The organism is Rhizobium freirei PRF 81, assembly GCF_000359745.1.
Taxonomy (GTDB): domain Bacteria; phylum Pseudomonadota; class Alphaproteobacteria; order Rhizobiales; family Rhizobiaceae; genus Rhizobium; species Rhizobium freirei.
In genome coordinates this window covers 1-22,719 of record NZ_AQHN01000054.1, presented here as the reverse complement: position 1 = coordinate 22,719, position 22,719 = coordinate 1, and the positions used below count along the sequence as shown (strand labels likewise).

The 22,719-nt window shown below is 60.3% G+C and carries 23 protein-coding genes; 13 read left to right on the top strand and 10 right to left on the bottom strand.

The window, feature by feature from the left end:
- Positions 1-9: 9 nt before the first annotated feature.
- Together RHSP_RS34600 and ctlX are read right to left on the bottom strand one after the other, a co-directional pair.
- The gene (locus tag RHSP_RS34600; protein ID WP_037150715.1) at positions 10-813 is read right to left on the bottom strand and encodes a dimethylarginine dimethylaminohydrolase family protein; all 804 of its coding nucleotides are present in this window, start codon (positions 811-813) and stop codon (positions 10-12) included.
- Between the two features lie 41 nt (positions 814-854).
- Entirely contained in the window at positions 855-1,817 is a 963-nt protein-coding gene (ctlX, locus tag RHSP_RS08815; protein WP_004115050.1) for a citrulline utilization hydrolase CtlX, read from the bottom strand.
- A gap of 510 nt (positions 1,818-2,327) precedes the next feature.
- On the opposite strand from ctlX, the gene RHSP_RS08810 reads away from it, so the two are divergent.
- From RHSP_RS08810 to RHSP_RS08800, 3 genes are read left to right on the top strand one after another with little or no spacing between them, the layout of a single operon-like run.
- Positions 2,328-2,657, top strand: a complete 330-nt coding sequence (locus tag RHSP_RS08810) for an ArsR/SmtB family transcription factor (protein WP_004115048.1) — start codon at positions 2,328-2,330, stop codon at positions 2,655-2,657.
- The gene (locus RHSP_RS08805; RefSeq protein ID WP_004115046.1) at positions 2,654-3,133 is read left to right on the top strand and encodes an SRPBCC family protein; all 480 of its coding nucleotides are present in this window, start codon (positions 2,654-2,656) and stop codon (positions 3,131-3,133) included. Before RHSP_RS08810 ends, RHSP_RS08805 begins: the two co-directional genes overlap by 4 nt.
- Before the next feature lie 13 nt (positions 3,134-3,146).
- A complete protein-coding gene (locus tag RHSP_RS08800; protein ID WP_037150872.1) occupies positions 3,147-3,770 on the top strand; it encodes a glutathione S-transferase family protein in 624 nt (207 codons plus the stop codon).
- A 41-nt stretch (positions 3,771-3,811) separates the two neighbouring features.
- Here the strand turns inward: RHSP_RS08800 and RHSP_RS08795 are convergent, their stop codons facing one another.
- From RHSP_RS08795 to RHSP_RS08765, 7 genes are all read right to left on the bottom strand, one after another.
- A complete protein-coding gene (locus RHSP_RS08795) occupies positions 3,812-4,285 on the bottom strand; it encodes an RrF2 family transcriptional regulator (protein WP_004115041.1) in 474 nt (157 codons plus the stop codon).
- A 74-nt stretch (positions 4,286-4,359) separates the two neighbouring features.
- Positions 4,360-5,568, bottom strand: coding sequence for an NO-inducible flavohemoprotein (gene hmpA / locus RHSP_RS08790; protein WP_004115039.1), 1,209 nt, complete (start codon positions 5,566-5,568; stop codon positions 4,360-4,362).
- A 342-nt stretch (positions 5,569-5,910) separates the two neighbouring features.
- The gene (locus RHSP_RS08785; RefSeq protein ID WP_037150712.1) at positions 5,911-6,672 is read right to left on the bottom strand and encodes an SDR family NAD(P)-dependent oxidoreductase; all 762 of its coding nucleotides are present in this window, start codon (positions 6,670-6,672) and stop codon (positions 5,911-5,913) included.
- A 13-nt stretch (positions 6,673-6,685) separates the two neighbouring features.
- Complete coding sequence (locus RHSP_RS08780) at positions 6,686-7,498, bottom strand: ABC transporter permease (protein ID WP_037150709.1); 813 nt, start codon at positions 7,496-7,498, stop codon at positions 6,686-6,688.
- On the bottom strand, positions 7,498-8,364 hold the full coding sequence (locus RHSP_RS08775; protein WP_037150707.1) for an ABC transporter permease: 867 nt from the start codon (positions 8,362-8,364) through the stop codon (positions 7,498-7,500). Before RHSP_RS08775 ends, RHSP_RS08780 begins: the two co-directional genes overlap by 1 nt.
- Positions 8,365-8,450: 86 nt before the next feature.
- On the bottom strand, positions 8,451-9,614 hold the full coding sequence (locus tag RHSP_RS08770) for an ABC transporter substrate-binding protein (protein WP_037150705.1): 1,164 nt from the start codon (positions 9,612-9,614) through the stop codon (positions 8,451-8,453).
- 22 nt (positions 9,615-9,636) lie between these two features.
- On the bottom strand, positions 9,637-10,761 hold the full coding sequence (locus RHSP_RS08765; RefSeq protein ID WP_004115033.1) for an ABC transporter ATP-binding protein: 1,125 nt from the start codon (positions 10,759-10,761) through the stop codon (positions 9,637-9,639).
- 151 nt (positions 10,762-10,912) lie between these two features.
- Here RHSP_RS08765 and RHSP_RS08760 point away from each other — a divergent pair, with 151 nt between their 5' ends.
- The 4 genes from RHSP_RS08760 to RHSP_RS08745 all read left to right on the top strand — a co-directional run bounded on the left by RHSP_RS08760 (position 10,913) and on the right by RHSP_RS08745 (position 14,390).
- Positions 10,913-11,725 (top strand): helix-turn-helix transcriptional regulator, encoded by an 813-nt coding sequence (locus RHSP_RS08760; RefSeq protein WP_004115032.1) that lies wholly within the window; start codon positions 10,913-10,915, stop codon positions 11,723-11,725.
- A 157-nt stretch (positions 11,726-11,882) separates the two neighbouring features.
- The gene (locus RHSP_RS35955; protein ID WP_167332646.1) at positions 11,883-12,545 is read left to right on the top strand and encodes an EthD family reductase; all 663 of its coding nucleotides are present in this window, start codon (positions 11,883-11,885) and stop codon (positions 12,543-12,545) included.
- 95 nt (positions 12,546-12,640) lie between these two features.
- On the top strand, positions 12,641-13,453 hold the full coding sequence (locus RHSP_RS08750; protein ID WP_004115026.1) for an alpha/beta fold hydrolase: 813 nt from the start codon (positions 12,641-12,643) through the stop codon (positions 13,451-13,453).
- Between the two features lie 85 nt (positions 13,454-13,538).
- Positions 13,539-14,390 carry a sigma-70 family RNA polymerase sigma factor gene (locus tag RHSP_RS08745; protein WP_037150866.1) on the top strand — a complete coding sequence of 284 codons (852 nt, stop codon included), beginning with the start codon at positions 13,539-13,541 and terminating at the stop codon, positions 14,388-14,390.
- 37 nt (positions 14,391-14,427) lie between these two features.
- Here RHSP_RS08745 and RHSP_RS08740 read toward each other — a convergent pair whose 3' ends face one another.
- Complete coding sequence (locus tag RHSP_RS08740) at positions 14,428-15,456, bottom strand: LacI family DNA-binding transcriptional regulator (RefSeq protein ID WP_037150860.1); 1,029 nt, start codon at positions 15,454-15,456, stop codon at positions 14,428-14,430.
- A 355-nt stretch (positions 15,457-15,811) separates the two neighbouring features.
- On the opposite strand from RHSP_RS08740, the gene RHSP_RS08735 reads away from it, so the two are divergent.
- The 6 genes from RHSP_RS08735 to RHSP_RS08710 all read left to right on the top strand — a co-directional run bounded on the left by RHSP_RS08735 (position 15,812) and on the right by RHSP_RS08710 (position 22,325).
- A complete protein-coding gene (locus tag RHSP_RS08735; protein WP_037150703.1) occupies positions 15,812-16,714 on the top strand; it encodes a substrate-binding domain-containing protein in 903 nt (300 codons plus the stop codon).
- A gap of 143 nt (positions 16,715-16,857) precedes the next feature.
- Positions 16,858-18,402, top strand: coding sequence for a sugar ABC transporter ATP-binding protein (locus RHSP_RS08730; protein WP_004115012.1), 1,545 nt, complete (start codon positions 16,858-16,860; stop codon positions 18,400-18,402).
- A gap of 68 nt (positions 18,403-18,470) precedes the next feature.
- Positions 18,471-19,394, top strand: a complete 924-nt coding sequence (locus RHSP_RS08725) for an ABC transporter permease (RefSeq protein ID WP_240535401.1) — start codon at positions 18,471-18,473, stop codon at positions 19,392-19,394.
- Between the two features lie 2 nt (positions 19,395-19,396).
- Positions 19,397-20,353 (top strand): tagatose kinase, encoded by a 957-nt coding sequence (locus tag RHSP_RS08720; RefSeq protein WP_004115009.1) that lies wholly within the window; start codon positions 19,397-19,399, stop codon positions 20,351-20,353.
- On the top strand, positions 20,350-21,624 hold the full coding sequence (locus RHSP_RS08715; RefSeq protein ID WP_004115007.1) for a D-tagatose-bisphosphate aldolase, class II, non-catalytic subunit: 1,275 nt from the start codon (positions 20,350-20,352) through the stop codon (positions 21,622-21,624). The genes RHSP_RS08720 and RHSP_RS08715 overlap by 4 nt, the downstream gene beginning before the upstream one ends.
- 278 nt (positions 21,625-21,902) lie before the next feature.
- Positions 21,903-22,325 carry a DoxX family protein gene (locus tag RHSP_RS08710; protein ID WP_200863247.1) on the top strand — a complete coding sequence of 141 codons (423 nt, stop codon included), beginning with the start codon at positions 21,903-21,905 and terminating at the stop codon, positions 22,323-22,325.
- Positions 22,326-22,719: the final 394 nt, after the last annotated feature.

The window sequence follows — 22,719 nt, the reverse complement described above, 5'->3', positions numbered from 1 at the left end:
TGAGTTTGCTTATCGGCCGTTGCGATACCAGCGCAGCGACATGCAGGACAGGCCGGCATCGATCTTTCCGATCTCGGTCGTCTTCATCGGCACGACCTTGTAGCCGAGCTTGTCGAGCATCTCGATCGTGCGCGGGAAGTCGGAACCGACCATGACGACGTCGTTGACGCGCAGGGCATTCGCAGCAGGCTCTTCGCCTTCCGGAATGATGATCTGCTTGAAATCCTTGAAAACGCCGGAGCGGGCGAGGCGGGCGGTCGACAGCACGTTTTCGTCGTCGAGAAGCGAGCAATCGGTCTTGAAGTGCAGAACGCCTTCCGGGGTCGCGACGATCTCTGCCTTGCGGCCGAGCTTGGCGATGCAGGCGGAAAGGGCTTCAGCGCCGACCTTGTCGGTGCGTGCGGAAAGACCGATCATGACGCTCTTCGGCGTCGTCAGCACGTCGCCGCCGTCGGCAAAGCCCGGGGTCGGCAGGTCAAGCACGGTTTCGAACATGCCGCGCAATGTCGGGGTAATTTCGGCCGTTTCACCGACGCGGCTGACCGCGCCTGGACGGAGCAGGATTGCACCTTCGGTAAAGACAAGCGCGGGATCTTCAACGAAGATCGAGTCCGGGAATGCTTCGAGCGCTGGCAGGATCGTCACTTCGACGCCGGCATCACGCATAGCGGCGATATAGGCGTCGTGCTCGGCCTTGACGCCTTCATAGGTCGGGTTGCCCCGGTCGTCGGCGCGAAGGCCGTTGACGACGGAGCGCGAAGGCTCGCGGACGATGACGGAATTGAAGTGATAGACTGATCTTGCTTGCGACATTTGCAGGTACCTTTACTTTTGTGCGGGCTTCTCTAGCCGGCTCAACCGGCGGCGTAAAGCAATTGTGTGGCTGCCGGCTCGCGCCGCGATAGGTGAATGCCGGCGAGCATGCAGCGGACCGATCCGCCGGCAAGCTCGATGGTCGAGACGTCGAATGGCAGCAATTTTGCCGACTGTTCGATGTCTTCGATCTGGGCCGCATCAAGCGCTGCGTAAGCCCTGGCGGAGAGTACAACCAGCCTGCCGTCCTTGCCGTCCAGCTCGATGGCGTTGCCGGCAAAGTTCTCGATCTGCTCGATCGACAGGTCGATGACCTTGCGGCCGGTCTCCTCCAGGCGTGCGATGATTTCGCGTCTGCGGGCGACATCCGGGATCATCTGTGATCCGAGAAGGGCAAAGTCGGTTCCGATGCACATCAGCACGTTCGTGTGATAGATCGCCTTGCCGTTGCGATCGACCGCGTCGAAGACCATCGGCTCGAAATTGAAATGCGTGCAGAATCGTTCCAGTGCCACCTCATTGGTGCGGTTGGAGCGGACGGCATAGGCAACGCGGCCGATATGGTCGAGCACCATGGCGCCGGTGCCTTCGAGATAGACGTGATCCTTCTCGAGGCCCGAATAGTCGATGACATCCTGGACCCGATAGTCTGTTTTCAGCATCTCGATAACGTCGCTGCGCCGTTCGGACTGGCGGCTCGCCGAATACATCGGATAGATGGCGACATGGCCGCCCGAGTGCGTGGAAAACCAGTTGTTCGGAAAGACGGAGTCGGGCGTTGCGGCTGTCTTGTCTTCGAAGACATGCACGGTCACGCCGGCCGTGGCCAGCCCCTCGGCCATGCGCGTCACCTCGTCGAAGGCGGTACTGGCTATGGCCGCAGCCGCCCGCTTCTCGTCATTCGACTGGAACGAGTTGTCGTTGGCGGTCATCGGATTCGGCGTGAAGTGATGCGGCCGGATCATGACGACGGACTTCGGCGCTTGTACGGAAAGCTTGCTCATTGCTCAGACATCGCTCCGTCGCAGCACGGATGCTGTCTGACCAGGCAAGAGTGCCTTCATGCCGACTGATCGAACCAATCTAGCGACATTGCCGCCGCCTACATAATCAACCACGTGTTTCAGCTCCCTCAGGAAGTTTGATGAGGGCAGCGTAGGTAGGCATAGCGTTAGTTGAAATTTCAGAATTATAGAAATTTTGACAGAAAAATACGCATATTGCTCAATCGTCCTGTTCAAATTGTTCAGTGCGCTTTTATGGTGTGCCGATTGATGCGCGATTTCCTCTTAGTCGGAGGTTTGACGGACTGCGTTCTCCGATCTGGACAGAGTGCTCAGCTTCGATCCGCAGCACTCCCGTAGCGAATTGCTATACGAACGGGAGGGTGGCGAAGATACGCCGTGTGGAGAGAAACTAAGTGCACATTTGGCGCATCGCAGTGCTTGACGGCCGCTCAATTATATTGCTATATAGCTATATAGCTATATAGCTATATAGCTAAAAGGTGATATATGGAGCAAAATCTTGATGCAATCTTCTCGGCGCTGTCCGATCCGACGCGGCGGGCGATCGTCGCCAGGCTGAGCCGGGGCGCCGCCACCGTCGCCGAGCTTGCCGATCCATTCGATCTGGCGCAGCCCACAATTTCCAAACATTTGAAAGTCTTAGAGGAAGCGGGGCTCATCGCCACGAGGCGGCAGGCGCAGTCACGTCCCCGCGAGCTGTGCCCCATTGCATTGAAGGGGATTGCCGACTGGCTCGAAGACTACCGCCACTTCTGGCGAGAAAGCTTCGATCGCCTGGATGCCTACATCGAGAAGACAGGAGGAAACGAAAAATGAATTCCGATCAATTACATACGCTCGTCCCGAGCGAAATCCGGATGGTGAGAGTGTTCGCCGCAACGCCCGAAGTGATTTTCAAGGCGTGGACCGATCCCGAAATCATGGTGGAGTGGATGGGGCCGAAAGGCTTCCGGTGCGTTCCGGACAAGCTTGAGCTGCGCGTTGGCGGTGCTCACCGCGCTTGCCTCATATCGCCCGACGGCGAGAACCATTGGGTGGCCGGACGCTATTTGGAGATCGACCCGCCATCGCGCCTGCGCTTCACCCATCATTGGGAGCAAAGCGACGGCGGCATAAGCCCCGAGACGATCGTTACCGTCGACTTGGTCGCATTGGGCGGTTCGACGGAAATGACGTTTCACCAGGGGCCGTTCAGCAGCGAAGCGTCGCGCGATGGCCATACCGGTGGCTGGCAGCAGACCTTCGAGCGATTGGCACTTCTGCTTGAGCGCCAGATCGAAAAGGACCGGTGACATGGGGCAGCCGATGAAACTCTATTATTGTGAGACTCTGAATCCGCGAAAGGCCTGCGCGGCAGCCCGTTATCTCGGCCTGGACGTCGAGTTCATTCGCGTGGATCTGGCGCGTGGCGAGCAGAGAACGCCCGATTTTCTGGCGCTCAACCCGAACGGGAAGGTTCCGGTTCTAACCGACGGCGATTTGCGGCTATGGGAAGCCAACGCGATCATGTACTTCCTGTCGGATCGGGCAGGGTCGGATTTTTGGCCTGGAGATGCGCGGCGGTTCGACCTTACACGCTGGATGAGCTGGGACGCCGCCCATTTTACCCGCCATGGCGCGACAATATGGTTCGAGAGATTGATCAAGCCGCTGCTGGGGCTGCAGGAGGACGAGCGGATTATCGAAGAGGCGCGTTCAAGCCTCCTGGTGAGCTGCCGGATCATCGACGAACATCTCGCCGATCGGACATGGACCGTTGGAACTGCGGCAACCGCGGCCGATTTCGCAATCGGTGCCGCACTTCCTTATGCCGGCGCCATGGGATTCGATTTCAGTCAGTTTCCTCATCTGTCCCGGTGGTACGAGGCACTTGATCGGATCGACGCCTGGCATAATCCATTTCCATCGAACACCAACAGGATCGGATAAACGTCTCCGTCGACAGTTGAAGACATAGACGAGTACCGCTGTTAGCTTGTTACCGTCTTCGGCACCGCGTCAGAGTTCTCTATGCCGAGAAGCTGGCGCAGCGCCACGGTTGGCCCGACCAGATCCTGCAGCGTGTAGCCGTCCAGGACTTCGAGAAAAGCTGCAGCTGCGGTTGCAAGCGCCCGCTTGAGCACGCAGGCCGGCAGCACTACGCAGGCGTTGCCGCCTTCAGCTTCCATGCAGGGGACCAGCGCGAAGTCCGGCTCGCAGGCTCGGACAATATCCCCGACCCTGATCGCCGATGCTTCACGGGCGAGGCGCATTCCTCCCTGACGACCCCGTATGGTCTCGATCAGGCCCTTCCTCCCGAGTTCGTTGGTGATCTTCATCAGGTGAGCTTTGGAGATGCCGTAAGCGGCTGCCACGTCGTCGATCGTCGACAAGCTGCCGCCCTTGCGGAGGCCGAGATACATCATCAGCCGTAACGCATAGTCGGAGTAAACTGTCAGCCGCATGAATTCTCTCCCGATTCCATCGCAGCATAATAGCAATCAGGCGGCGGAGCGAACTCGGCCGCCTGATGCTCGTCTTATGCCGCCAGATCGTCGGCTGGACCGAAGAACTCGTAGTGGATCCTGTCTTTCGGGATGCCGGCTCTATCCAGTCCATTGACGAAGGTCGCGAGGAACGGCTTTGGCCCACACAGATAGATGTCGGCCTCCTTCAGCGGTGTGTTCTCGGCGAGCCACTCAAGGGTCACAAAGCCTTCCTGATCGTAATGAACGCCTTTCCGGTCGTCGGAGTGCGGCGCGCGATAGAAGATCGTCGACCTCATCCCATCGCGACCGAAGATGAGCTTGCGAACATGTTCACCCATCGCATGAACCTTGCCGTCCTCGGCACCGTGAACGTAGTAGACGTTCGCATTGTTCTCTTTTGCCGCGATGGTTTCCAGCATGCTGACCATCGGCGTCAGGCCAACGCCACCGCTCAACAATATGACCGGCCGCGCGGTATTCTCCTTGAGGAAGAAATCGCCTGCCGGCGGCGCAACCTCGAGCACATCGCCGACGACCAGCTTGTCGTGCAGATAATTCGAAATCACACCCGAGGGCTCGCGCTTGACCGAAATTCTGTAGGTCTCACCGTTCGGAGCGGAGGAGATGCTGTAATTGCGGCGGAATTCACCCTTTCCGGGCACGACGATCCTGAAGGTCAGATACTGGCCGGGGAGATGATCCGCGACCGACCTGCCGTCTTCCGGCTTCAGAACGAAAGAGGTGATGACGTCGCTCTCGCGGCGCTTTTCGGCAATGCGGAAGCGGCGCCAGCCGCTCCATCCGCCCTCCGCAGCGCTTAGCTCATCATAGACCTGCTTTTCCCTGCCGATCAGGATATCCGCCAGGAACCAGTAGGCCTCGCCCCAAGCCGCAAGCACTTCGTCGGTTGCGGCATCGCCCAGCACCTGCTTGATGGCTGCGAGCAGGGCATTGGCGACGTGCGGATAATGATGCTCCTGGATCTGAAGGCCGACATGCTTTTGTGCGATCCGCTCGACCGCAGGCCCGAGGACGGCGAGGTTGTCGATATTTTGCGCATAGGCGAGGATCGCCTGCGCCAACGCCTTCGCCTGCCCGCCGCCTTCGCCCTGGTGGGACTGGTTGAAGAGGTTGCGGACCTCCTCGTCCTTGAAAAGCAGTAGGTACATGGCGGCGGTGATCTCTGTGCCGTGGGCCGCAAGCGCGGGTACGGTGGCCCGCACGATTGCCTTGGTTGCCGCGCTCAGTTCTCTAGCCATTTCGGATCTCCATGATTTTGTTGGTGACGGCATCGATGTATGTCTTAAAACATATATCCACAATATATCTTTTGGCTTTGAGGTCGTCCTGTGCGGTTCTGTCACAGGTGGGGTCCATGGGGGACGGGAGCCAAATCCAACAGTGTTGATTGCAAGGAGATCTGAGCACAGACATGGCCATCACGAGCCGATGGGCTGCTCGTAAATGCAAATAGCGGCGCTGCAATCTTAGTCAGCGGTGATGTTTTTGCTGGCAATCGGCGGCATGAACGAACGGCTGAAAGAGCAGGGAAGACCTCCCTGATAGCACTTCACGGCCGTCTATTCGAACGTTTCCGCGGCTTAAACGACCGTTTCGCCGCCATCGACGACGAGTATCTGTCCGGTCATGTAGGAGGAGCGATCGGAAACGAGGAAGAGGATGGGTTCGGCAATTTCCGCAACGTCGGCCCATCGCCCGAGCGGCACCTTTTCGGCGATATAGCCTTCGATGGCGCTGCGTCCGCCCATCTGTGTGATGAACGGAGCGTTGAACGGCGTGTCGACCCAGCCGGGGCAGAGCGCGTTGACGCGGATGCCGAAGCGGGCATAGTCACCCGCTATCTGCCGGGTCATGGCGATGACGGCATGTTTGGAGGTGGTATAGGCGATCATCTCGCGGTCATAGAGCACGCCCGACGAGGACGAGGTGTTAAGAATGACGCCTTTGCCGGCCTTCTTCATGATCGGCATGACGAAGCGCGAGGCCATGAAATGTGCGCGCACGTTCAGGTTCCAGGACGTATCGAATCCGGAAACGGCAACCTCTTCCAGGTTTCCCGCAACCTGAGCGCCTGCATGATTGTGCAGGATATCGATGCGGCCACGCTGCGTCGCGATCCTTGCGATGCCGGCCCCAAGGGCCTGATCGTCCATGACGTCGACGACCATGCTCTCGGCGCTGCCGCCTGCCTCGGCGATCAGGCTCACGGTCTCCTCGGCATTCGCCAAATCGATATCGGCGACGATCACATGCGCACCCTCGCGCGCCATGATCAGCGCACCGGCGCGGCCGATACCGGAGCCGGCTCCGGTGACGATTGCGACCCGATCCTTGAGTATCATGATATTTCCCTGGTCAGTTTGTCGTTGTCTTTTCGCGCATCAGAAAGCGCGCGAGGAGAATGAGGACGAGCGATGCGATCAGCACCATGGTCGCGATCGCGTTGATCTCCGGCGTGACGCCGCGGCGGATCGAGGCGAAGACATAGATGGGCAAGGTCGTATTCGATCCCGCGACGAAGAAGGCGATGATGAAATCGTCGAAGGAAAAGGTGAAGGCGAGCAGGAAGCCGGCGAGGATCGACGGCATGATCTGCGGCAGGACGATTTGCCGGAACGTCGTCAGCGGCGTGGCATAGAGATCGCTGGAGGCCTCGACGATATCGCGTCCGAGACTTGCAATGCGCGCTTTCACGATCATCGTCACCAGCGCCATGGTGAAGAGGCCGTGTGCCGCGATGATCGAGCCATAGCCGAGCGCGAACTTCGGCTGCTGGTCGCCCGGCCAGACGGCTGCGATCAGCGGATTGATGATGCCGAAGACCTCGACCAGCGCCACCAGCGTCGCAATGCCGATGACGACGCCCGGAACGACGATCGCGGCGGCAAAGAGCCCATCGAAAATGGCGCGCATGCCGGGGCCGAGCCGCTCCAGACCGATCGCTGCCATCGTGCCGAAGATTGCGGCAAGTGCCGCGCTGGTAAAGGCGATGAAGAGGCTGTTCTGCAGCGCTTCCATGAGGAAGGTGTTGGACAGCGCCCGTCCATACCATTGCGTCGAGAAGCCGGTGAACTCGCTCGCATTGCGGCCGGCATTGAAGGAAAACAGCACGACGAGCGCGATCGGCGTATAAAGGAAGAGATAGACGAAAGTGACGAGTGCGCGCATCAGACGAGATCCACCTGGCGGGTGCCGGCCACGCGCCAGGCAATCCGCATGGCAACCAAGAGCACGATGACGACGACGGCAACGAGCGTCACGGCGATCGCCGATCCGAATGGCCAGTTGCGCGACTGCAGGAAGAGATCGACGAGCGCATTGCCGATGAAGAACACCTTGCCGCCGCCGAGCAGCTGCGGGATCAGATATTCGCCGAGCAACAGGATCGTCACCAGCGCCACGCCGGTCATGACACCCGGCAACGAAAGAGGCAGCGTAATGCCTAAGAAGGTCGAGATGGGCTTGGCGCCGAGATCGGCAGACGCCTCCAGCAGCCGGCGATCAAGCTTTTCAAGACTGACATAGATCGGCATGATCATCAGCGGCAGGTAGCCATAGACGATGCCGAGCAGCACAGCGCCGGGCGTGTTGATGAGCCTGATATTCTCGATCCCGACATATTCGAGCAGATGTGGAATACCGCGCGCGCCGAGCAGATACATCCAGGCATAGGTGCGCACGAGAAGGCTCGTCCAGAAGGGAACGACGACCAGCGAGACGAGCAGCAGCCGGCGCTGCGGGCTCGCCTTCACCGCCAGATAATAGGCGACCGGATAGGCGACCAGCAGGCAGGCGGCCGCGCCGATCGGCGCAAGAATCAGCGTATTGATGAAGGCTGCCGAGCGCGAGCCGAGATTGGCGAATTGCGCGAAGGTAAAGGCTGCCTGATAGCCGCCTTCTGGCGCACGCTCGCCAAAGGCAAAGACGATGATGGCGATGAAGGGCAGCACCAGGAAGACGAACAGCCAGGCGCTTGCCGGACCGACAAGGGCAACGGTGACGAGGCGCCGTTTGGTGGCGGGGCTAAGGGGCATCGAGGGATTCTTTTATATGCCGGTTCGGGACATGGGTCCGGCCCCTTGCCGCGACGACAGTAGGGGCCGGAGTTGGGCGAGGACGATCAGGCCGACTTGAAGCGTGCCATCAGTTCGGCGCGGCTCGGATCGGTGAGGGTCACGGCGGCGCCGAATTCCAGCGGCGTCAGCGCGGCCTCGTCCGGATAGACGATCTTGTTCGATGTGATGTCCTTCGGCAGAAGGGCGATGACACGGCTGTCGGTGGTCGGCGCGCCGTTGGCGATGTGCTCCTTCGCCGCGTTCTTCGGATCCATGAGATAGTTGAGCAGGGCATAGCCGGCCGCCTTGTTCGGGGCATCCTTCGGGATCGCATAATAGTCTGTCCAGATCTCGCCGCCGTCCTTGCCGAGCACATAGGCAAGCTCGGGCATATCGCGGTTGAGCTGCGCGCCGTCATTGGTCCAGCACATGGTCAGCCAGGCATCCGTCGAACGCATGGACGGTTGATAATCGGAATTGATGGCAAAGAGATGCGGCTTGACCTTGATCAGCAATTCTTCGGCCTTGGCGAGCTCTTCCGGTTTGATCGAATTGAAGTCGTAGCCGAGAGAAACCAGCGCGCTGCCGATCGTCGTCAGCTGATAGTCGTGCACCATTGCGCGGCCGTCGGCTTCCGTTTGAGCGACCTCGAAGAAGTCCTTCCAGCTTGAGAGCTTCCTCTTGATCTTGTTGGTGTTCACGGAAAAGCCCGTCGTGCCCCAGTTCTTCGGCACGGCGTAGGTCTTTCCGCCGATCTGCCCTTCCTTGGTGAAGCGCGGGCTTTCGGTTGTCTGGCTGAAGTTCGGGATCTTCGACAGATCGAGTTCTTCGATAAGGCCAAGCTTGTGATGGGTCGAGATCGTGTAATTGGTCGGCACGAACAGCGACCAGCCGGAGGCGCCGGCCTGCAGTTTCGCGAGCATTTCCTCGTTCGAGCCGAACACATTGACCTCGACGGCGACACCGGTCGCCGCCTTGAAGTTCTCGAAGGTTGCGGGGTCATGATAGTTCGGCCAGGTGGCGATCGACATCTGCGTGCCGAGTTCGCCTGCCGCATAGGCGGGCGTCGAAAGCGCGCCCGGAAAGCGCGACAGGACCGCTGTCGCAAGGCCGAGACCGGTAACGCCCAGGAAATGACGGCGGCTGACGGAGCCGCGCTTCAGGCGCATGAATTCATCCATGAAGCCTTCGGCTGAAATGGGGAGATTGTCGTTGTAATCCTTGCTCATGATGCTGTTCCCTTGTTTTGGCTTATGCATTCGATGCTGGAAAGACATGTAAGGCTTTGGGGTCGAAGCCGAGGAAAATCTGTTCGCCCGGACCGACGAGATCGCTTTCGCTCATGCTGCGGCGATCCGAGGTGATAAGAAAATCACCCAATCCGGGGACGGTGACCGCGTATTCCGCCGATGAGCCCAGGAAGATGCGATGCGTTACCGTTCCCTTGAAGGACATGCCTGATGCCGCCATGTCGCGGCTCAGATGGATCGCCTCGGGGCGCAACGCTGCGATCGCCGCACCAGGCGCGAGCCGCTTGCCGGCCGAAAGCGCCGAGCCATCGGCGAGACGCAGCGTTTCGCCGTCTGCTTCCATCACCGCCTCTATGCGGTTCGTCTTGCCGACGAAATCTGCGACGAAAAGATCGGCCGGGCGGTCATAGACTTCCTGCGGCGTGCCGAGTTGCCGGATGCGGCCGGCGCTCATGACGCAGACGACATCGGCCATCGACAGTGCTTCCTCCTGGTCATGGGTAACGAGAACGAAGGTGATGCCGAGGTCGCGCTGCAGCGTCTGAAGCTCGATCTGCATGGCCGAGCGCAGCTTCTTGTCGAGTGCTGCGAGCGGCTCGTCGAGCAGCAGGACCGAAGGGCGATTGACGATGGCGCGCGCCAGCGCAACGCGCTGCTGCTGCCCGCCCGACATTTCGTGGATACGTCGCTTGGCAAAGCCGCTGAGACGGACCATCTCGAGCGCTTCGGCGACGCGCCGGTCGATCTCAGCCGTGCCGACCTTCGGCCGCATCTGCTTCAGACCGTAGGCAACGTTCTGCGCGACATTGAAATGCGGAAAGAGCGCATAGTGCTGGAACACCATGTTCACGGGACGCCTATAAGCCGGGACGCCGTTCATCTCGCGTCCGTCGATCAGCACGGTGCCCTCGCTCGGCTGCTCGAAGCCGCCGATCATGCGCAAGCAAGTTGTCTTGCCGCAGCCGGAAGGTCCGAGAAGCGCCAGGAATGCGCCCTTGGGCACATTGAGATTGATGTCCGTTACGGCGGTCACGGCGCCATAGGCTTTTGTGACCGAACGGAATTCGATGTCGTTCGTTGAAGCGGATGCCACGTCTGTTCCCTGCGGTTGGTCGGCAGTCTTCATCTGCCTTATTGCCACCGTCGTTAAAGAAAGAGTAAGCCTGCGCCTCTTGCGAGGTATATACCCCGAAAGAGGTATTTCGGCGCGCAAGGCTTCATGGAAGGTGTATATAGGGCTGCGCTGAATGCGCAGAGTGGCAGCGGGGATCCGTCACATGAGCACCGACCTTGAAGGACTGTTTTCCGCCTTCAACGCCACGATCGGCAGATCGACGATGGCGGATGCCGAGTTCGGCGAGACCTTCCGCCAGATGATGGCGGCGCTGGTACGGTTCGATTACGTTGTTGTCTTCGCCTATCGCGGCAAGGAGCGGCCGATCGATCTCTACAGCACCTTCGACCGCGACGAGCATATCGTCTTCGTCACACTTTATCAGGCCGGACCCTATCTGCTGGATCCGTTCTATCATACGGCTCGCGAACGGCGTGAAGGGGTGCTGAGGATGCGGGAGCTGGCGCCGGATCGCTTCTTTTCCAGCGAATATTACCGAACCTACTACGTCCAGACCGGGCTTGCCGAGGAGATAGGCTTCTTCGTCAATGCCGACGAAGACATCACCATCGTCCTATCGCTGATGCGACGCGAGACGACCGGGGTTTTCCCGCCAGCCGAGTTCATGACGCTCAAGAAGGTCGAGCCGCTCGTCGCAAGCATGGTAAGGCACTATTGGTCCGGTCTCGCTTCGCGCTTCGATGCGCAATTGGCCGCCGGCAGCAAAAGCAAGCGCCGGCAAGGTCAGAACGAGAACATCGCGCCAGCCGAAGCGGTTTGGCGCGATCTCAATCTGACAAGCCGCGAGACTGCGATCGTCGAGCTCGTCCTGCAGGGGCATTCGTCGGAATCGATCGGCCTGCGGCTCAATATCTCCACCGGTACGGTGAAGGTTCACCGGCGCAATGTCTATCGCAAGCTCGGTATTTCCTCCCAGACCCAGCTGCTCTCGCTCTACCTCAAGAACCTCGCATAGCGGTGTCGCGAATGGCCCTTTACGGCTGATCGCCAACCCGCACGTTTTTTTGAATATCGCCCGGTTCGGGGCGCTCTCCAAAAAAATCTTCTGGGTCGCGATCCGTTTCCACCCTTCGGATCGTCCTTGGCATATCCGAAACAGAAGGGAACATGCCATGTCCGACGAGCCCGTTATTTTGGTCAATCTCCTGCGGGTCAAACCGGGGAAGCAGGATACGCTGATCGCGCTCCTGAAAGAGAATATAGATACCGTGATCCGCACGCTGCCCGGCTGGAAGACAACCCGGCTGATCACCTCCGAGGACGGCGCCGGCGTCGTCATCTACTCCGAATGGGAGACGCCCGCAGCTGTCGAGGCGATGCGCAACGATCCGCGCATGAAGGCCTATTTCCCGAGGATCGCCGAACTGGCAAGCCTGGATTCGCTCATGGGCTCTATGGTGGCGAGTGCGGCTCCGGAACACGTAGCCACGGCTGCGCAGAACAACCATACGAAAGCCGGAATGGCCCAGATGGTCGTGATCTACCGGACGCCGAAGGACCCGGAGGCATTTGACCGGCATTATTTCGAGACCCACATACCCCTTGCCAAGAAGCTTCCAGGGCTCAGAAGTTACGACGTCAGCCACGGTCCCATCACAGCGCCGGTGGGCTCGCCCGATGTCTATCGGATCGGGACGCTGCATTTCGACGACCTTGCGGCCATCAAGACCGCCTTCGCGAGCCCGGAGGGGCAGGCCGCTGCTGCGGATCGCCGAATCTACGCGCCTGACGCGTCGGGCGTCCAAATGTACCTCTTTGACAACAGGACGGTCTGACACTCCATCGCACGCCAATCGGGCGAGGAAATGGGGTCGGCGGCGGAATGGCCGCCGACCGCCAAATGACGGCATTAGATAGAGAGGACTCAGCAATGACAGCAGCCAAGGCAGTTTTCGTCCTGGTTCATGGCGGTTGGCACAATCGTTCGGTGTGGAACAGGATCACGCCAATCCTTGAAGCGAGCGGCTTTGCCGCCTTGACGCTCGATCTTCCCGGCGCCGGCGTAAATGCAATAGCGCCAATATCGCTCAATCGCCGCCCATTCGACGCCGCGGCCTTCGCCACCGAACGCTCACCTGTCGCGGACGTGACGCAGGAGGAGCGGACGCAGGCGGTGGTAGCATTGGTAGAAGAGGCTGCGTCACGGACTGACGGCAGGGTCATTCTTGTAGGGCACTCGGCCGGCGGGATGACGATTTCGGCTGTCGCAGAAAGGGTGCCAGGCCTGCTTATCGCGGTTGTTTATCTTGCCGGGTTCTTGGTGCCGAACGGCATGCCGTTGCTTGCCATGCTTCAGCATGAAACCATGTCTTCGGCCCTGTCACCGCAGCTGTTCATAGGTGACCCCATTGCCATCGGCGCGACAAGGATCCATGCCGGATCGACCGACAGGGCCTATCGATCGCTTCTCAAGGCTTCGTTCTATGCCGATGTGCCGGAGAACGAATTCGCATATGCGGCCTCGCAGCTTCATTGCGACGAATCGAACGCCGGGGCTCTCGCTCCATCGCAGATTACGCCGGCGAGATTTGGCACGGTGCGGCGCCACTATATTCGTTGCACCCAAGACCGCGCGGTTCCGCTGGCCGGCCAGGATCATATGATTGCAGCGGTTGATGATACGATCGGCGGCAAGACAATGACCCACACATTGGAAAGCAGCCACTCGCCATTCCTCTCGTAGCCGGCTAACCTGTCGAAGATCCTCATCGACATCGGTGTCCGATCTCTGGCAGAGCTGAGCGCGGAAGTACGGTAGGTGGATGGACATGGACGGTTTTGAAGATCGCCTGCAAGCGCTGCGGCCACGCCTTCACCGCTACTGCGCACGTATGACCGGATCGGCCGTCAATGGCGAGGATGTGCTGCAGGATGCCCTCGTCAAAGCGCTCCATGCGCGAAACCAGGGTGCGGAGGTAGATAATCTTGAGGGCTGGCTGTTTCGCATCGCCCATAATGCCAGCCTGGACTTCCTTCGCGGCAGGTCGCGAAATACCGTTGTGCCACTCACCGAGGACATCGAAGCCGAGCCTATGCCCGAGGCGGATATCGTCGCGATCGGCTTTCAGAGGTTTCTGCGGCTGCCTGAACTCCAGCGCTGCGCGGTGATCCTCAAGGATGTTCTGGGGCATTCGGTCGAGGAGATCGCAAGCATCGCCGAATGCTCGCCGGCGGCAGCCAAATCTGCGCTCCAGCGGGGGCGCACGACGCTCAGGCAGCTTGCGCGCGAACCTGAAGATCCGAGGTTGCCGCTGATGTCCGATCTGGATCGTCGGAAGATCTCCGCCTATGTCGATATGTTTCGCAGCGGGGATTTCGACGCTATCCGCGCCATGCTTGCCGATGATGTGAAGCTGGAGCTGGTGAATCGGCTGCAATTGCAAGGGCGCGAAAAGATTGCCCCTTATTTCACCCGCTACGCCGAAGTGGCGAAATGGCGGTTCGCCCTCGGCGCGGTCGAAGGACGGCCTGCCATGCTGGTCTTCGACGGCACCGGCTCGATGGAAAGGCCGGCACATTTTGTCCTTATCGAATGGTCGGAAAACCGGATTACCGAGATCCGGGATTTCCTATTCGCACCCTATGTGCTCGAGGCCATGGATTGGGTACGGTTGGGATAAACAGGCGACGCCGTCGGAGTGTTGAGCATAGGCAGTCTCAAGCAGACTGTCGCATGATGAGCCGCGCCTCCAGATGCGTCGCCTTGCCCTGGTCGCTGGACCGTTCCGGCAATCCGCCGATCCTTGAAAACAGCATGTCGATGCCAGCGGCGGCGATACCCTGGTAGTCCTGGGCCATGGTGGTCAGCGGCGGACAGGTGAACCGGCTGAGCGGATGGTCGTCATGGCCGGCCACGCGCAGGTCGCAATCGCTGTCGTGCCCGACGCGCCGGCGTCGCTCGAAGGCGGCCGCGATGACGCCGAAGGCGAGCCGGTCGTTGGCGCAGAGCACAGTGCGCGTCGGAAAGCCGGAACCATCAAGCATGCGCCCGGCGGCCTCGTAGCCCAATTGCTCGAAATTCCAGTCCTTGGCCGGTATCGGCAATGTAACGGGCTCCAGCCCCAGGCGCTCCATGGTTGCAATATAGGCGCTGCGCCGTTCGAGAGCATTCTGGTTGACCGCCGGCATTTCCAGGAAACAGGGATGTTCACCGGTCCTGCACAGATATTCGGTGATGTTGCCGATGCTCTTGCGGTTGTCCGTGCCGACAAAGGGCCGGTCGCCAATGCTGTTGTCGAGGAAGACCGTCGGCATGGCGTTGGCGAGGTTTTCGAGCAGGCGCGCATCGGTCTCGAAGCCGAGCGGCGCCATCAGGACGCCGGCAATGTTCAGAGAGAGCAGGGTGCGCATGGCCCGTGCCTCCAGCTTCCGCTCCCCATGCGATGACAGCACGATCGTCCAATAGCCTTCCGCAAAGCAGCGCATCTCGATCTGTCTGACGATCTCGGCATAGAAGGGATCCGAAATATGCGGGACGATCAGCCCGATGTTTTTCGGATTCTTGCGGTTGAGGCTGACGGCGAAGATGTTGGGCCGATAATCGTAGTCCTTCAGCGCCTTTTCGATGCGGGCACGAGTGGAGGGCTTCACGCTCTCGGGATTGTCGAAATATTTCGAGACGGTCGGGCGGGAAAGCCCGCTTGCCGCGGCGAACTCCTCCATCGTCCTGATTTTGCTTTCGCTCATGATCGCTTCCGAGATTCGCAACGGTTTCGACGCATTTCCGCGTCCAATTATCATGTGTAAAAATAATTCTTTATGCCTATCAGCGCGATCGGTGCCTGATTCCCGGCCGTTATACCTCCTCATCGCATATATAGCCGCCAAATCCAACGTTACCAGCAAATTTCCATCGGTCTTAAAATTTATCACGCGTAAAAAAATTGATTGACGCGATGTTTAATCGGTGGCATACGAACGTCGCCCGATACGGGTGGATCGGTCCTGCGCAGGAGAGGAAGGCGGCCTTGGCCGCAAGCTGGCAGGGAAGGCTTCACGCATTCATCACAGCAGCCGGCAAGGCCGGCCATTGGAGGAAATCATGCTTCGCAAAACGCTCGGTCGTATTCTTCTTTCCGGCGCGGCCCTTGCCTTGATGGCGGGAGTTGCGTCCGCGGAAGGTATTGGCGCGTCGCTCCTGACGCAGCAGCACCCGTTCTACATTTCGCTCGCGAATGCGATGAAGAAGGAAGCTCAAGCGGAGAAGGTTCCGCTGGAAGTGGCTATCGCCAATCAGGACCTTTCCAAGCAGCTCGCCGACGTCGAGGACTTTATCACCAAGGGTGTCAACGTGATCGTCATTTCGCCGGTCGATAGCAAGGGCGTGCGCGCGGCGATCAAGAAGGCTGAGAAGGCCGGTATCAAGGTCATCACCGTCGACGTCCCGGCTGTCGATGCCGATGTCACCTCCTTCGTCGGCACGGACAATTTCGCCGGCGGCGAGCGCGCGGCCGAGTTGATGGCAAAGAGCGTCGGCGGCAAGGGCAAGGTAGCCGTCATCGACTATCCGACCGTGCAGTCGGTCGTTGATCGCGTCGAAGGCTTCAAGAAGGGTCTGGAAAAGTATCCGGACATCAAGATCGCTGCCATCCAGACGGGTATCACCCGTCCGGAAGCTCTGGCTGCTGCACAGAACATGCTGCAGGCAAACCCCGACATCGTCGGCATCTTCGGCTTCGGTGACGATGCCGCTCTTGCTGCGGCTTCCGCCGTGAAGGCCGCCAAGCTGGAAAGTCAGGTCAAAGTCATCGGCTTCGACGGCATGGAAGAGGCGCGTAACGCCGTTAAGAACGATCCGGTCATGGTCGGCGTCATCGCCCAGTATCCGGACCAGATGGGCAAGGTTGCCGTCGAAACCGCCGTCAAGGTCATCAAGGGCGAGTCCGTTCCGGCCAAGCAGCCGATCGTACCCGGCGTCGTGACCAAGGCCGGCGAGACCAAGTAATCTGCATATGGCGGCGGCCGCAGGGCCGCCGCCATCATGTTGTACGGGCGGCCATCTGCCATCCGTCGCGCGGACTGCGGTCCGTTTCATTCGCCAACAGCCGGGCTTGCCGCCGCCGAGTGCGCGGCCGGGGAGGAGCGTGCGTGACACAGAACAATGCAGCCATAAAGGAAGAGACATCGCGAGACGCTGCGACGGTGCTGGAGATCCGTGATGTCGCCAAGTCCTTCGGTGTCGTGCAGGCGTTGAAGCGCATGAATCTTAAGGTTCGCCGCGGTCGTGTGCACACGCTGCTGGGTGAAAACGGTGCGGGCAAGTCGACGCTGATGAAGATCCTCGCGGGGGTCTACAAGCCGACCTCCGGCGAAATCCTGCTCGCCGGCAAGGCGTATCAGCCGCAAAACCCGCGCGACGCCCGCGGGCACGGCATTTCCATCGTTTTCCAGGAACTCAGCCTCTGCCGGAACCTTTCGGTCGCGCAGAACATTTTCGCCAGCCACGAGCCGAGCCGCTTTGGTTTCGTCCGCGATCGCGTACTTGTCGCCAAGGCCGAAGCGCTGATCGAAGATCTCGGCCTGCCGGTCAACGTTCACGCTAAGGTGGGCGATCTCTCCATTGCCCAGCGCCAGCTCGTCGAGATCGCCAAGGGGCTTAGCCTGCCTGCGGATGTGATCATCCTGGACGAACCGACATCGTCGCTTTCCGATAGCGAGGCGGAAATCCTGTTCTCGATCATCGAGCGGCTGAAGGCACGCGGCAAGGCGATCATCTATATTTCGCACCGCATGGAAGAAATCATGCGGCTTTCCGACGACATTACCGTCATTCGCGACGGCGAATATGTGACAACGACGGAAAAGAGCGAGACCAGTATCGACAAACTGATCGCGCTGATGGTCGGCCGCGAAATGCAGGATATCTATCCGCCGCGCGTCGCTCCACGGCCGGCCGAGAGCACGGCGCCTGTCCTGGCGACGAAAAACCTGACGGTGCCGGGGAAATTCCATGAGGTCTCCATTGATGTGAAGCCCGGCGAGGTCGTTGGCCTTTTCGGCCTGATCGGTTCCGGCCGGTCCGACATCATGAAGGCGCTCTTTGGCATGGAGCGTCCGGAAGGACAGATCTTCCTCGACGGCAAGCCGCTGACGCTTGCCTCGCCCTCGGACGCGATCCGTCACGGCATCGCCTTCGTGACTGAGAACCGCAAGGAAGAAGGTCTCGTGCTTGCGCACAGCGTCGAGCGCAACGTCAACATGGTGGCGCTGAAGCAGCTTGCCGGCCCGTTCGGCCTGATGCGCGGCAGTGCCGAGCGCGCCGCCGCCAAGGCGGAAGTGTTGCGCCTTGCCATCAAGGCAGCCTCGATCGACACCAGCACCGGCTCTCTCAGCGGCGGCAACCAGCAGAAGATCGTGCTTGCCAAGTGGCTGCAGATCAGGCCGCGCGTTCTGATCCTCGACGAACCGACGCGCGGCGTCGACGTCGGCGCGAAATTCGAGATCTATCGCATCATCCGCGAGCTCGCCGCCGAGGGCGCGGCGATCCTGATGGTCTCCTCGGAACTGCCAGAAGTGCTTGGCCTCAGCGATCGCGTCGCAGTGATGCACAACAGGAGCCTGGCGGCCGTGCTCGATGCCGAAGGCCTCACGCCCGAAACCGTTATGACCTATGCAGCGGGGATGCACGCATGAGCAATGTCCATACTACGCAGAGTAAGGTAGCGGACGCCGAAGTCCGCCAGTCATTCTTCCGCTCGCCGATGGTGCGCCAGTATGGCGGCATCATCATTTCGCTCGCCGTGCTCTGCATCGTCTTCTCGGTGTTGAGCCCGCGCTTCCTCGCCCTCAATAACTTCATGAACATCATGCAGCAGGTGGCGGTGGTCGCCGTTGCGGCCTACGGCATGACCTATGTCATTCTGCTTGGCGAGATCGACCTTTCGATCGGCTCGATCATCGCGGTTGCCGGCATGGTGGCGGCGCAGGCCTTTGCCATGGGCTTCGGCTTTCTGCCGACCATTCTCCTGACGCTCGCGGCAGGCGTTATCATGGGCGGGCTGAACGGAGCGCTCTCTGCGAAGCTGATGCTGCCATCCTTCATTGTCACGGTTGCGACCATGGGCATTTTCCGCGGCATCGTCAGCCTGCCGACCAATGGCGCACCGGCCATGATCGACAATGATGCTTGGCTCGCCATCGGCTCCGATAGTTTCCTCGGGCTTCCGATCATCATCTGGATCATGGGCGTGCTCTTTGCGATCAACCACATCGTCCTGTCCAAGTCGATCTTCGGCCGGCAGGTCTACCTTTCCGGCGGCAACCGCGAAGCGGCCGTTTATTCCGGCATCCGCGTCGATCGCATCAAGATCATCGTCTTCATGATATCAGGCGTGATGGCTGCGATCAGCGGCATCCTGCTCTCTTCGCGCCTGTCCTCGGCGCAGACCAATTCCGGCATGGGCTACGAGCTTGACGCCATCGCGGCGGTCGTGCTCGGCGGCACCTCGCTTGCCGGCGGCGTCGGCACGATGGTCGGCACCATCCTCGGCGCATTGATCATCGGCGTCATCAATAACGGCATGAATATGCTGTCGGTGCCGTATTTCTATCAGCTCATCGTCAAAGGCCTCGTCATCCTCATCGCCGTCTGGCTCGACGTGCGCAGCAAGGCGGTACGGACGTGAGCATGAAGAAGATCATCACCATCGGCGAGATCGTCGTCGAGATCATGGCGGTCGAGACCGGTAATGGTTTCCGTTCTGCCATCCCGCTGATCGGCCCCTTTGCCTCCGGCGCTCCGGCGATCTTCATCGACCAGGCAGCCAAGCTCGGCCAGCCCTGCGGCATCGTCAGCACCGTCGGCAATGACGATTTCGGCGCGCTCAATGTCGAGCGCCTAAGGAATGATGGCGCGGATGTCTCGGCTATTGCGGTGCATCCGACGGCGGCGACCGGCAGCGCCTTCGTGCGCTACCGGCAGGACGGCAACCGGGACTTCATCTTCAATATCAAGCACAGCGCCTGCTCGGCCATTGGTCTGACGCCTGCAGCCGAGGCGCTGGTCGAAACTGCCGATCACTTGCATATCATGGGCTCGGCCCTTTTCTCCGACGGCATCGTCGCCGCTATTCATGAGGCGACGCGACGCATCAAGGCGAAGGGCGGCACGGTCTCCTTCGATCCCAACATCCGCAAGGAAATGCTGGAGCTGCCGGGCATGCGCGAGGCGCTCGGCCATGCGCTTGAGAATACCGACCTCTTTATGCCGAGCGGCGCGGAAATCTTCCTGTTTACCAAAGCCACCGACGAAAAGGTTGCTGTCGCGGAATTGCTGGCGCGCGGTATCAAGGCTGTCGTGATCAAGCGCGGCGCCGAAGGTGCCAGCTATTTCGACGCCTCCGGCGCGACGCTGGCTCCGGCCTTCAAGGTGGAAGAGGTCGACCCGACCGGCGCCGGCGACAGTTTCGGTGCGGCATTCGTCACCTGCTGGCTGCGCGGCATGGCCGCAGACAAGGCCCTCGTCATCGCCAATGCCACGGGCGCGCGCGCCGTGGGCGTCAAGGGGCCGATGGAAGGCACCTCCAGCATGGCCGAAATCGAAGCCTTCCTCGCCGCCCGTAATCTTTCCGGAGTATCGTCATGAGCAGCACCAAGACCCTCGGCACGCTTCCTGCGCGCTACGCGGCCGGCGAACGGCGCGGCATTGCTTCCATTTGCTCGGCTCATCCGCTCGTCATCGAAGCCGCCTTCCTGGAGGGACTTGCGACCGATACGGACGTGCTGATCGAGGCCACTTGCAACCAGGTCAACCAGGAGGGCGGCTATACCGGCATGACACCTGCCGATTTCCGCCGTTTCGTAGAAGAAATCGCCGCCCGCGTCGGCTTCGACAAGCGCCGGCTGATCCTCGGTGGCGACCATCTCGGCCCCAACCCCTGGAAGCATCTGCCGGCAGAGGAGGCGATGCAGCGCTCGGAAGTGATGATGGACGCCTTCGTTCGCGCCGGCTTCACGAAAATCCACCTCGATACTTCGATGGGCTGCGCAGGCGAGCCGGTGGCCTTGTCGGATGACATCACCGCCGAACGCGCCGCGCGGCTTGCGCTGGTGGCCGAAAAGGCAGCGGCGGGCTCGGACTATGATCTGCCCGTCTATATTATCGGTACGGAAGTGCCGATCCCCGGCGGCGCCATGGAAGCGCTTGACCACCTGGAACTGACCAGCCCGGCGGCAGCTCTGGAAACCGTCGAGGTGCACCGCCGCGCCTTTGCCGCCCTTGGTCTCGAAAGCGCTTTTGCCCGTGCCATTGGCGTCGTGGTGCAGCCAGGCGTCGAGTTCGGCAACGAAAACGTCGTGGTCTACGACCGTATGGCCGCTCGCGATCTCAGCGGCGTTCTGCGCCACATGCCGCAATTCGTCTTCGAAGCGCATTCGACCGATTATCAGCCGGCCTCCGCATTGCGGGCGCTCGTCGAAGACGGCTTTGCCATTCTGAAGGTCGGCCCGGGCTTGACCTTCGCGCTTCGCGAAGCGCTCTACGGTCTCGACCAGATCGCTGCATTTCTCGACGGCAGCCCGGAGACCTTGCGCCAGGGCATGGAAGCGCTGCTGCTCGCAGAGCCCAAGAACTGGCAAAAATATTATCACGGCAACGAGGGGGAGCTGCGCGTACAGCGGCATTTCTCCTATAGCGACCGTATCCGCTATTACTGGCCGCATCACGACGCTGCCGCCCTGGTCGAGCGCCTGTTCGAACGGCTCGGCGCACGAGAACTGCCGGAGACCCTGGTCAGCCAGTATCTCGGCGCCCTCTATCCGGCCGTCGCGGCCGGTAGAGTAGAAGCAAAGGCGCGTGCGCTGGTGCTGGAAGCCGTCCGCAGCGTCATTCGCACCTATTACCAGGCGGCACTCTAGCGTCTACGCCAGCACTAGGCTTGCCAGATGGGAGCCGCCGGCCAGCGACGCGAGAAGGCCGGCGGTAATCTCCCATGGGAAAAGCAGAAGCCGACGTGCCACATTGGCAAAGACCGCAACTAACTCTGCAGTAGGGCAGGGCGATCGGAAAAATCCGGGATCGACCGCGTCATGCGATGCGCGTGATTGCCTCCTTAAAAAAATCGCAACCTCTCTGTCGGAATCTCCCCGTGCTGGCCGTCCTTGGAGCATCAACCGCTTCAACCCGGAGGGACATCGTGGAAAACACTCAATCAATCTGGCAGACTGCCGCCATTCTCATCGCCCGCCTGATCTTCGCCGCTGTCTTCCTGATGGCCGTTTCGTTCAAGTTCATGGATATGAGCGCAACGGCTGGCTACATCGCCGCCGCCGGTTTTCCGTTCCCGCTGTTTTTGGCCTGGTGCGCGGCGATCCTCGAAGCGCTGCTGGTCTTCGCCTTCCTGAGCGGCGCCTTCTTCAGCCCAGCAGCGATCGTCGCTGCCGTCTACGTCATCTTCCTCGGCTTCTCGTTCCACGGTCCGGCGCATTGGGCAGGCAACCAGGCCGAATTCGGCTTCTTTGTCGACCATTTCACTTTCCTGGCTGGTCTGCTCTTCGCCGCCGTGCACGGACCGGGCAATGTGCTGGCCGTCAGGCTGGGCCGGCCGGGCCTGGCGTGAGCGCTCAGCTCCGTGGAACAGCTCTTGCGGCTCTCTAGCGAGCTGGACGGACTTGCCCGCCACGAAAATATTGCCCGGCTGATGAACCTGGTCGGCGTGCCGATGGCACTCACTTCGGATGATTTGGAAGGCGGTCGAGCGCAACGGCCGCCGGATCATTGTCGCAAAGGGGAGGGCTATCGTTGAGGCCGGATCGGTCGAAAGCGTGTTCGAACGGCCCCTGTATGCCGAGACGCACAATCTTTTCACGGCTGCACCGAGCTATGGCGACGCCGAGAAGGCAGCTCAGATGCGGCTAAATCGTTCATACATAGAAAATCATAACCTTTTCATAAGCTTATAAGATTTTCGCACTTTTTCAAAAGTGGGCCATTGACCTCAAGACGGAAGTACC